General features: G+C 47.9%; 9 protein-coding genes and 1 pseudogene. 3 read left to right on the top strand and 7 right to left on the bottom strand.

The features are described 5' to 3' along the window. Nucleotide 1: 1 nt before the first annotated feature. Together LPW36_RS11535 and tesA are read right to left on the bottom strand one after the other, a co-directional pair. On the bottom strand, nt 2-778 hold the full coding sequence (locus LPW36_RS11535; RefSeq protein WP_230609790.1) for an SDR family oxidoreductase: 777 nt from the start codon (nt 776-778) through the stop codon (nt 2-4). A gap of 25 nt (nt 779-803) precedes the next feature. After that, nucleotides 804-1,454 (bottom strand): multifunctional acyl-CoA thioesterase I/protease I/lysophospholipase L1, encoded by a 651-nt coding sequence (gene tesA, locus LPW36_RS11540; protein ID WP_230609802.1) that lies wholly within the window; start codon nt 1,452-1,454, stop codon nt 804-806. On the opposite strand from tesA, the gene ybbA reads away from it, so the two are divergent. After that, the gene (ybbA, locus tag LPW36_RS11545) at nt 1,425-2,111 is read left to right on the top strand and encodes a putative ABC transporter ATP-binding protein YbbA (RefSeq protein WP_230609791.1); all 687 of its coding nucleotides are present in this window, start codon (nt 1,425-1,427) and stop codon (nt 2,109-2,111) included. The genes tesA and ybbA overlap by 30 nt on opposite strands. Beyond that, the gene (gene ybbP, locus LPW36_RS11550) at nt 2,108-4,543 is read left to right on the top strand and encodes a putative ABC transporter permease subunit YbbP (protein WP_230609792.1); all 2,436 of its coding nucleotides are present in this window, start codon (nt 2,108-2,110) and stop codon (nt 4,541-4,543) included. Before ybbA ends, ybbP begins: the two co-directional genes overlap by 4 nt. 65 nt (nt 4,544-4,608) lie before the next feature. On the opposite strand, the gene purK is transcribed toward ybbP, so the two are convergent. The 5 genes from purK to LPW36_RS11575 form a co-directional block, all read right to left on the bottom strand. After that, complete coding sequence (purK, locus tag LPW36_RS11555) at nt 4,609-5,676, bottom strand: 5-(carboxyamino)imidazole ribonucleotide synthase (RefSeq protein ID WP_230609793.1); 1,068 nt, start codon at nt 5,674-5,676, stop codon at nt 4,609-4,611. Continuing rightward, the gene (purE, locus tag LPW36_RS11560; protein ID WP_230609794.1) at nt 5,673-6,182 is read right to left on the bottom strand and encodes a 5-(carboxyamino)imidazole ribonucleotide mutase; all 510 of its coding nucleotides are present in this window, start codon (nt 6,180-6,182) and stop codon (nt 5,673-5,675) included. Before purE ends, purK begins: the two co-directional genes overlap by 4 nt. 230 nt (nt 6,183-6,412) lie before the next feature. Next, a complete protein-coding gene (lpxH, locus tag LPW36_RS11565) occupies nt 6,413-7,138 on the bottom strand; it encodes a UDP-2,3-diacylglucosamine diphosphatase (RefSeq protein WP_230609795.1) in 726 nt (241 codons plus the stop codon). Between the two features lie 9 nt (nt 7,139-7,147). Beyond that, nucleotides 7,148-7,645, bottom strand: coding sequence for a peptidylprolyl isomerase B (gene ppiB, locus LPW36_RS11570; protein WP_230609796.1), 498 nt, complete (start codon nt 7,643-7,645; stop codon nt 7,148-7,150). 258 nt (nt 7,646-7,903) lie between these two features. Next, nucleotides 7,904-8,602 (bottom strand): IclR family transcriptional regulator, encoded by a 699-nt coding sequence (locus LPW36_RS11575; protein WP_230609797.1) that lies wholly within the window; start codon nt 8,600-8,602, stop codon nt 7,904-7,906. 284 nt (nt 8,603-8,886) lie between these two features. On the opposite strand from LPW36_RS11575, the pseudogene LPW36_RS11580 reads away from it, so the two are divergent. Continuing rightward, nucleotides 8,887-10,269 (top strand): annotated as a pseudogene (locus LPW36_RS11580) (molybdopterin-containing oxidoreductase family protein); the annotation flags it as partial. Between the last annotated feature and the right edge of the window lie 126 nt (nt 10,270-10,395).

The raw sequence follows: 10,395 nt of genomic DNA on the forward strand, positions 1-10,395 counted from the left end.
ATTAACCTTTATTTGCTAAAATCTTATCCATTAAGCGATCGGGCAACAGACGCTTGCATATTGCCATCACTTTTGTCACTAACGTAACCCGATAGCGGATTTTTGCACGCGGGCTTTCCAATGCATGACGTAAGATAGGAATCAGCGCTTCTGGCGGCAGGGTAAAGCGTTTTGCCACCGGTGGATTTTTTACCGGGCTATCGCTCCGGGTTTGGCTAACATTGTCGCTAAAGGCTGTACTAATAGGGCCAGGTTCAATCAGGCTAACCTGAATACCACTACCATTTAGCTCCAGTCGTAGCGCATCGGACCAGGCCTCCAGCGCATACTTACTGGCAGCATACAGCCCACGGCCCGGGGTGGAGATGATCCCCATTACTGAACTGGTTTGAATAATACGGCCTTCTCCCTGCTCTAACATTGACGGCAGAAGACGCTGGGTTAACTCATGAGCACCAAACAGATTGGTGGAAAACTGCTGTTCAAACTGGCGGCGGGAGATAGTATTCAATCGTCCATAGACGCCATATCCCCCATTATTGAACAGCGCATAGAGTTTTCCCCCGGTCATGGCTAAGACTTCGGCTGCCGCCTGTTGAATACTTTCGCTGTCATCCAAATCCAGCCTGACGACCTCAAAGCCTTTTTGTTGAAGCATCGCTATATCTTCTGCTTTTCGGCAGGTAGCAATCACCCGGTAACCGCGCTGTTTAAGATCTGTTGCGGTCACTAATCCTATGCCGCTGGAACAGCCGGTAATTAAAATCGCCTTTTGCATAACTTTACATTCTCCGTAATCGGGCTTATTTCGCCTGTTTCTCAGCATCAAGGCCAACATAAGGAGCCAGGATTTGCTCCATAAAATCAGCAATTTCCGGCTGTGCTTTGGCAGTAGGGTGCAGGCCGTCAGGCTGCATCAATTCAGGCTTAATGGCGATTTTTTCCATGAAGAAAGGAAGTAATGGAATTTGATATTGCCGTGCTAATTTAGGGTAAATTGCTGTAAAAGCTTCGGTATAACGACGACCATAGTTTGGGCTGATACGTATTTGCATTAACAGCGGCTGTGCATTAGCTTGTTTCACTAATGTAATAATATGTGTTAAATCCCGTTCAATATCGGCCGTCGGAAAACCTCGTAAACCATCATTTGCGCCCAGTTCAATCAGAACCCAGCGCGGTTGATGCGTTTTTAGCAGTTCCGGCAAACGGGATAGCCCTTGTGCCGCGGTATCACCACTGATACTGGCATTAATCACCTCAGGGGCTTTAGGATTCAATTTCCAGCGTTCACCCAACTGTGTGGCCCAGGCCTGTTGGATTGGAAGCTGATAACCGGCGCTTAAACTGTCGCCCAGAATAAGTAGCGTATCCGCAGCGGCGATACGTATTGATGACAATCCCAGTAATAAAAGGATCGGGATATGCCTGAGAATAATGTTCTTGAAGTTCATCATTTAAATAAATTTGTTGGTGAAGGAGAGCATAAGCTCAACATCCTTACCGGAGTTGAGTTAGTTGTCAAATCTGCTGAAACAATAGCACTAATTGGCGAGTCAGGTTCAGGTAAATCGACATTGTTGGGTATTCTCGCTGGTCTGGATGACGGCAGTGATGGGGATATCAAGCTCTTAGGAGAGTCATTGCCTGGGTTAGATGAAGAGGCCAGAGCCGCACTGCGTGCTCAAAATGTGGGTTTTGTGTTTCAATCTTTTATGCTGGTGCCAACCCTGACGGCGCTGGAAAATGTCCAGTTACCGGCCCTGTTGCGGGGAGATAACGAACGCAGCAGCAAAGAGCAGGCGGTTCGACTGTTAGAGCAGCTTGGGTTAGGCCAGCGTATTAGCCATTTACCAGCGCAACTTTCCGGCGGTGAACAGCAGCGAGTGGCGATTGCGCGCGCTTTTATTGGTCGCCCTAAAATTTTGTTTGCTGATGAACCTACGGGAAATCTTGACCGCCAGACGGGAATAAAAATTGCCGACCTGTTGTTTTCTCTGAATCGTGATTATGCCACCACGCTGGTGCTGGTTACCCATGATGAAACGCTGGCGGCACGTTGCCAGCGCAGGCTGCGTTTACGCGACGGTAAGCTGTGGGAGGAGTCATGATTTGGCGCTGGTTTTGGCGGGAGTGGCGTTCCCCCTCGCTGCTGATTGTGTGGTTCTCTCTGACGCTGGCGGTAGCCTGTGTACTGGCGCTGGGCAGCATCAGCGATCGCATGGAAAAGGGATTAAGCCAGCAGAGCCGTGATTTTATCGCTGCGGATCGGGTGTTAACCGCCAGCCGCCCTATCTCAACGGAGTGGTTGCAGCAGGCAGAGCAGAACGGACTCAGCGTAAGCCGTCAGCTTTCATTTATGACCATGGCTTACGCGAACGATGTGCCTTTGCTGTCATCGGTTAAAGCGGTGGATCTGAACTATCCGCTATACGGTAAATTAGAAACTTTCCCGGATAATCTGCGCCCGGAAGTGGGTAGCGTTTTAGTTGCTCCGCGCCTGTTAGCACTGTTGAATGCACATCCGGGAGAGATGCTGGAAGTGGGGGATGCCACTTTCCGTATTGCGGGAGAGATCCGCCAGGAGCCGGACTCGGGGTTTAATCCGTTCCAGACGGCACCGCGTATTTTAATGAACTATGCGGATATTGAGAAAACCGGCGCGGTTCAGCCGGGCAGTCGTTTAACCTATCGCTATCTGTTTGCTGGTGCAGAGCAGGATCTTAACCGCTTTGGTGATTTTATTGCGCCTCAGCTTCGCCCCGATCAGCGCTGGTTTGGGATGGAACAGTCAGGAACTGCCGTTGGTAAGTCGCTACAGCGGGCACAAAACTTCCTGTTATTGTCGGCTATTTTAACCCTGTTATTGTCTGTTGCCGCGGTAGCGGTTTCGATGAGCCACTATTGTCGTAGCCGTTATAACCTGATCGCCGTACTGAAAACCCTGGGAGCAGGGCGACAGTCACTGCGTAAATTGGTGATTGGACAATGGTTATCGGTGCTGTTTTTGGCTGCCGTTGTAGGCTGTTCAATAGGTTTGCTGTTTGAAAAAGGATTAATGGTGCTGCTGGCACCGGTTCTGCCGAAAGCATTACCGGCGGCAGGCCTGTGGCCATGGTTATGGAGCCTGGGCACATTAGTGTTTATTTCGGTAATTGTTGGGTTACGCCCCTATAAGCAATTACTGGCAACCCGGCCTTTACGGGTACTGCGTGAAGATGTGGTGAGCAATGTCTGGCCGCTGAAGTTCTATCTCCCCATTATCAGCGTTGTTGTTGTGTTACTACTGGCGGCGCTGGTTGGGTTTAACCCTATGTGGTGGGGAGCGCTGTTTGGTATTCTGGTACTCTCCTTGCTGCTGGGCGCTTTTGGTTGGTGCAGCTTATTGCTGTTACGGCGCATTACGCTGAAGAGTCTGGCATTGCGTCTGGCGGTTAACCGCTTATTGCGCCAGCCCTGGATAACAACCAGTCAGCTTTCGGCTTTTTCATTCTCATTTATGTTACTGGCTCTGCTGTTTATGCTGCGGGGAGAATTGCTGGAGCGCTGGCAGCAGCAGATTCCGCCGGGTAGTCCTAACTACTTTGTGATGAATATGACCAAACAGCAACTGCCGGAGCTGGAACAGTTCTTTACTAGTCATCAAATTGCACCGGGTGAGTTTTATCCGATTGTGCGGGTGCGATTGACTCAAATAAATCAGCAGGAAGCCACAAAGCTGGTGAAAGAAGACGATCCGGGTGGTGAAGCGGTTAATCGTGAGCTGAATCTGACTTGGCTGGCGATTAGCAAACCATCGCCCAATGAGATTACCGAAGGAAGCTGGCCGCCAAAAACCGGTGAAGTGTCCATTGATGAAGGTTTAGCCGGGCGTTTAAATCTGAAGATTGGTGATAAGCTGACGTTTAGCGGTGATACCCAAACGTTTAACGCTACGATCTCCAGCCTGCGACGGGTCGACTGGGAGAGTCTGAAGCCTAACTTCTACTTTATTTTTCCGGAAGGGGCGCTGGACAGTTTACCGCAAACCTATTTAACCAGTTTCCGTTACCAGCAGGAAGGACCGGCGCTGGTTCAGTTAAATCGTCAGTTCCCAACCTTAAGCCTGATGGATATTGGCAGCATTCTTAAACAGATCTCTACCGTATTCCAGCAGGTAGCTCAGGCGCTGGAGGCAATGGTGGTATTGGTGGTGGTTTGCGGTGTTCTGCTGTTGTTAGCTCAGGTACAGGTAGGTATGCGTCAACGACGACAGGAGTTGGTGGTATATCGGACTCTGGGAGCCGGAAAACGCCTGCTGCGGCGCACGCTGTGGAACGAGTTTGCTTTACTGGGACTGGCAGCAGGTATTACCGCCGCTATCGGTGCAGAAGTTTCTCTGTGGTGGTTGCAGTATAAGGTGTTTGATTTCCCATGGCAGCCAAACTACCTGATGTGGATAGTGCTTCCGCCGCTGTGCGCTGTGCTGTTATCGTTATGCGGTGGATGGTTAGGGGTAAGCCTGTTGAAAGGAAAGGCGCTATATCGACACTATCAGGAGTAGCGATTTCTGATGGCTCAGAAGGTTTCGTTCTCAAGTGAACGAAACCTTCTGTTAAGCCGTTCTGATTAGCTTAATTTATTTAAAGCCCAATCAATACCTGACCAGTAGACCTCATCCATCATAGGTTTTAGTTGCGATAATGTCTGCCTGAGTACCATCCGGTCAGGGTGATTCAGGTTTAAATGTCCAACCTTTCTGCCTTCCCGCACTTCTTTGTCATACCAGTGCAGATGAACCAACGGCAGTGATAACCACTGTGGATTGACCCGAGAACCAATTAAATTAACCATCACCGATGGCGTAGCGACATCCGGCCGCGGCATTGGCAGGTCAAGAATCGCCCTCAAATGAAGCTCAAACTGGCTGACTGAGGCACCGTTTTGTGTCCAGTGCCCGCTGTTATGAACACGGGGCGCCAGCTCATTGATCAGCAGATTATCGCCAACAACAAAACACTCCATCGCCATCACCCCAACGTATTTTAATTCATTGAGGATCGCGCTAAGCATCTTTTCTGCCTGTTGCTGTAAGTGAGTATCGGGCTTCGGCAATGCAACACTGGCGCGTAAAATCCCTTCTTCATGCAGATTGTGAGTCAACGGATAGAAAACGCATTCACCCTGGTGATTGCGGGCACCAACCAGCGAAACTTCACCGCTAAAGTAGATACCTTGCTCAACAATGCACTCACCATATATTTCATCGGGCAAATGTTGCTCATCACCGGGTTTTACCCGCCACTGACCACGACCGTCGTAACCGCCAACCCGGCGCTTAACAATCGCCAGTGAACCGAGACGGCTGAAGATAACAGGCCATTCGGTGGCTGCATTGAGTGATTGCCAGGGGGAGGTTGCCAGATTGAGTTTATCCAACAATTGTTTTTGCGTCAGACGGTCGGCCAACAGCGGGAAGATATCCCGATTAACAAAACTACGGTGGTTTGCCAGTACCTGAGTTAACGGCGTCTCGGGCCAGCGCTCAATTTCGGCGGTAATCACCGCATGCTGATAAGGAACGGCTTCAGGTTCTGCATCCAGCCCCACGGGATAGACGGCAATACCCAAAGGCTCTCCCGCCTGACGCAGCATTCGACCTAACTGGCCATTACCTAATACACAAACGGGTTTCATGCCGGCTCCCTCGGATCGGGATTACCCAGCACTTCATCGGTTTGTTTGCGCCGCCATTCTGCCAGACGAGTGGCGATGGGCTCATTGTGCAGAGCCAGTATCTGAGCGGCCAGCAGGGCGGCATTGGCTGCACCGGCTTTGCCAATGGCCAGTGTACCCACAGGAATACCGCGAGGCATCTGAACGATAGAGTACAGGCTATCGATGCCGCTCAGGGCTGCACTTTGTACCGGAACACCAAGTACGGGCACCAGGGTTTTAGCCGCCAGCATTCCCGGCAAATGCGCTGCACCGCCAGCACCTGCAATAATCACATCAAACCCATTGTTTTGTGCTTGCTCGGCAAAACTGAATAGCTTATCTGGTGTGCGGTGCGCAGAGACCACTTCGGTATGAAAAGGGATGTTTAACGCGGTCAGAATATCGGCGGCAAATTGCATGGTAGCCCAGTCACTTTTGGACCCCATAACAATCGCAATTTTGGCCTTGGCAGCATTGGCTGGCATAGGTGTGACGCTCCTGTGTTTGTGCAGGCAGTAATTGAAATCTTAGGGTAAAACATAACGCTACAACATACGGTTATCAACCAAAGTGCGACAATATGTTGATACTCATGCTATGAGGGCGTAGAGGATACCACGGCTTGTTAGTAAGGAAAACGTTTGCGTAGTGTGATTTTTCATAATTATTGCGGAAAAATCAGCAACAAGATGGCAGGTAAAGCGGGTTTTGAAAGTCAGAGCGGAAAGCTTGCCAAATCAATTTTATCGCCGGGATCGATACGTAATACCGAGCCATTATCATGCCAGGCACCCAGCACGACACGCTGAGACAGGCGCCTGCCAATGGTCATATCGTGAATGGCAGGTCGATGGGTATGACCATGTATCATATGTATCACTTGATGATCTTTGAGAGCTTTAATCACCGCCAGTGGATTGACGTCCATCATCAGTGAGGATTTAGTTCGGTTACTTCTTTTACTTTGGCGGCGTAGTTTTCCGGCGATTTTCTGGCGTAAAAACAGCGGCAGCGACAAGAAGATTTTCTGAATAATAGTATTATGAATATAACGGCGAAAACGCAGATAGCCAGGATCGTCAATACACAGGGTATCGCCGTGCATAATCAGCATTTTCTGACCATAAACATCGATAACAGACTCTTCCGGCAGTAACACCATTTTACTGCGTTTGGCGAAATTTTTACCGATAAGGAAGTCGCGGTTGCCATGAATAAAGTAGCAGGGAACTCCCTTATCATGCAGTTGGGACAGTGCATTCGCGATGTTATCATGTAACTCATTGGGGTCATCATCACCGATCCAGAACTCGAACAGATCCCCTAAAATATAGAGGGCATCTGCATGAACGGCCTCTCTTTGCAAAAAGGCGAGAAAACCGGCGGTAATGGTCGGCTCATGGTCACTGAGGTGAAGATCGGCGATGAATAATGTGGTCATTGATGATGATTATTCTTCGTCAACGGTGACGCTATTGATGATCACATCTTCAACCGGAACGTCCTGATGCATACCAGAGCGTTTAGTTTTCACGGTTTTGATTTTATCAACCACATCCATCCCTTCAACCACTTCAGCAAATACGCAGTATCCCCAGCCGTCACCGCTTTCTGAACGGAAATTCAGGAAGTCATTATCCACCAGGTTAATAAAGAATTGTGCTGTTGCAGAGTGAGGCGCAGCAGTACGAGCCATCGCCAGAGTACCACGGGTATTTTTCAGGCCGTTGTTGGCTTCGTTTTTAATGCTGTCGTTGGTGTTTTTCTCATCCATACCGGAGGTATAACCGCCGCCCTGAATCATAAATCCATTGATTACGCGATGAAAAAGGGTTCCGTCATAGAAACCGTTACGGCAATAATCTAAAAAATTTTGTGCAGTAACTGGCGCTTCTTTAGTGAAAAGCTTAATAGCGATATCACCATGGTTGGTATGAAGAGTAATCATTAAATATCCTGAGAATTAGTAGTTAATCAATCAACCGCCTATTGTATCTTAAGGTGCTAATTGCTGCACCCATTGGTTTATAGTATTTTGAAATAGATTGCCAGTACTTTATTCTGGTTTTGTTCTTAAGGCTGAATTATTCGGTTATTAAAGCCCGATTAATATCAATAATTGCGACTGTCTGCTGATGAATATGAGAATTTCAGGAGTTATTCTCTGGTTATACCCTTCATCAGTCGGCTAATTAATCTTTAATCATTATAGCGTTATATCTTGTATTGTAGAGATGAGTTGAAGGGCTAAAGGATGTAACTCTTTCTGTGTATCAGGCAAAAAACCCATCATAACCGCAGCGCCAATCAGACGCCCTGATGAACTAAATATAGGGCAAGATATCGCCCGGGCGCCGGGAATACCTTCGGTTTCTGTTAAACGAATGGAATAACCTGACTGGATGATTTGTTGCCGCTCTTCTTCGCTTAAGATTTTTTCGAACTTATAGCTTTCGTCGTAAGTTAAAAAGATTTTTCCTGCGGCACTGTTGGTCAGTGGAATGGGGGTATTATCTTTATAATCAATTTCAATATTTTTATTGCTGCGATTGTACTGAACCAGATTAATTGAATTACCTTTCTGAATGGCAAGGCCCGTAGAGATATTGAGCTTATCTCTAAGTTGCGATAACGCATTATTGATAGCCGTTAACGTACCATTTTGCTTTTGCGCCACGGCACCCAATACGGATAGCTTATTACCAAGAGAGTAGAGGCTGGTTTCCGGATCCTGATAAATCATATTACATCGGCTTAATGACACCAGATATTTATGCAATCGACTTTTTGACAGCCCGGACAGGCGCGCAATATCTATTGCTCTGGCTGGTTTATCGTGTTCAGCAAGTGTTTCCAGAATAGTAATTGCTATCTCTACAGAGTTTATACCCTGAGTATCTGACATCCGAAATAAGCCTCAACAAACAGTACGAATAGAAAAACAGTCGGAGAGTTTACCTTTTTTTAGCCAGTCTGACCAGAATAACCCCGATAACGCTGATTTAAACGACCATAGTGGTGTTTTGCTACTCCTAATGTTGATTAAGCATAAAGAGGTAAGTTGATCTTGATCAGTACACCATAAGTTAACCATGGTTAACTTATGGTGTCTTTTGTGTACTAGTTAGATGAAAGACGGGTAAATGTGAGGAGAAGTGAGCATAAAACATAAGATGTGGCGGAAACATCATGAAAAACATATCGGATATCAGACTGAATCGTCGAACCTTACTAAAACTAAAAGGATTGGGGGTAATTGGCCTTGCCAGTATCTCGCCTTGTGCGTTTTCACTGGCGAGTGAAGATAAAAAACCATTACCAAGAGTTCGCTTAAAGCTCAGCGATTATCAGACTTTTCGCTCCACCTGCGCGATGGAGTGTTTACACTGTAATTTAACGGCCTATGTCTATCAGGGTGAGCTGAAAAAGATTGAAGCCAGTAAAGATTTTAACGTGAAGTGCTGTCTACGAGGAATGAGCCGTACTAAGTGGGTCTACCATAAACAGCGGGTCAAAACGCCGCTGCTTCGGGTAGGTGAAAAAGGGGAAGGTAAATTTAAGCCAATCTCATGGGATGAGGCATTGGATCTGATTGAGAAAAACATTCGCGACACCATTGCCACCCATGGCAATAAAGGAATGTTGATTTCTACCCATGCGGGCAATATGGACTCCATCAAAAACGACATGGGGAAGGCCTTTTTCGACTATTTGGGTGGTTCAACCAAACAGGCGGGCTCTCTGTGTTGTTCAGCGGTAACCGCTGCCATGATGCCAATGGTAGGGCTACGCTATGCGGATATGCGCGATACCATCGCTGATAGCCGCTATATTCTTTGCTGGGGAAATAACCCGGCGGTCACCATGCAGGCCTATTTTAAAGAGTATATTAAAGCCCAGGCCAATGGCGCTCGCTTAGTGGTAATTGACCCGCGCTTTAATGAAACGGCCGCCAAAGCGGATGAGTGGATCCCTATTATACCGGGTACCGATACAGCGCTGGCGCTGGGGATGATAAAAATCATCATGGATGAGCAACTGTATGACGTTGATTTTTTACGTCAACATACTGGTGCCGTCTATCTGGTTGATGCCCGGAAAAAACAGCTGCGGGAAAAGCCGGATGATGCGGAAAGCTATCTGGTGTATGACACATTAACCAAGAGTATGGTTCGTCATGATGCGCCGGGTATTGTACCTGCACTTACCAAAGCGGAATTACCCGCTGATGCTGAATATACCACGGTATTTGAACTGATCCGTACCGAATCACAACAGTGGAATTTGGCTAAAGTTGAAGCCGAAACCGACGTTCCTGCGGCAACGGTACTTCGTCTGGCAAGAGAGTACGCCAGTAATAAACCATCAATGATCGTACAGAACATGTCCGGCGCACAGCGTACCGAATTTGGTACTTATGTGGCGGCAGGGCAATTCTATCTGGCATTGCTGACCGGCAATATGGGTAAAGCCGGTGGTGGGGTATGTGATGCCGGTGGTGTTCGTCAGATGATGAAGATCAACGCGCCGTTACCGGCACCAAAAGACGTACAGAAGATCCCGCCTATTCCCTGAGGAATCCCCAGTAATGAGCAGGTAAAAAAAGACAGGCATAGAGTTTTGTGATCTACTGATTGTGCTATCAATTCAATGAGATCACCTCTATGCCTGTTTACCAAGTATGTCAGAAGTTTTTCC

Source organism: Limnobaculum eriocheiris (assembly GCF_021010575.1).
Classification (GTDB): domain Bacteria; phylum Pseudomonadota; class Gammaproteobacteria; order Enterobacterales; family Enterobacteriaceae; genus Limnobaculum; species Limnobaculum eriocheiris.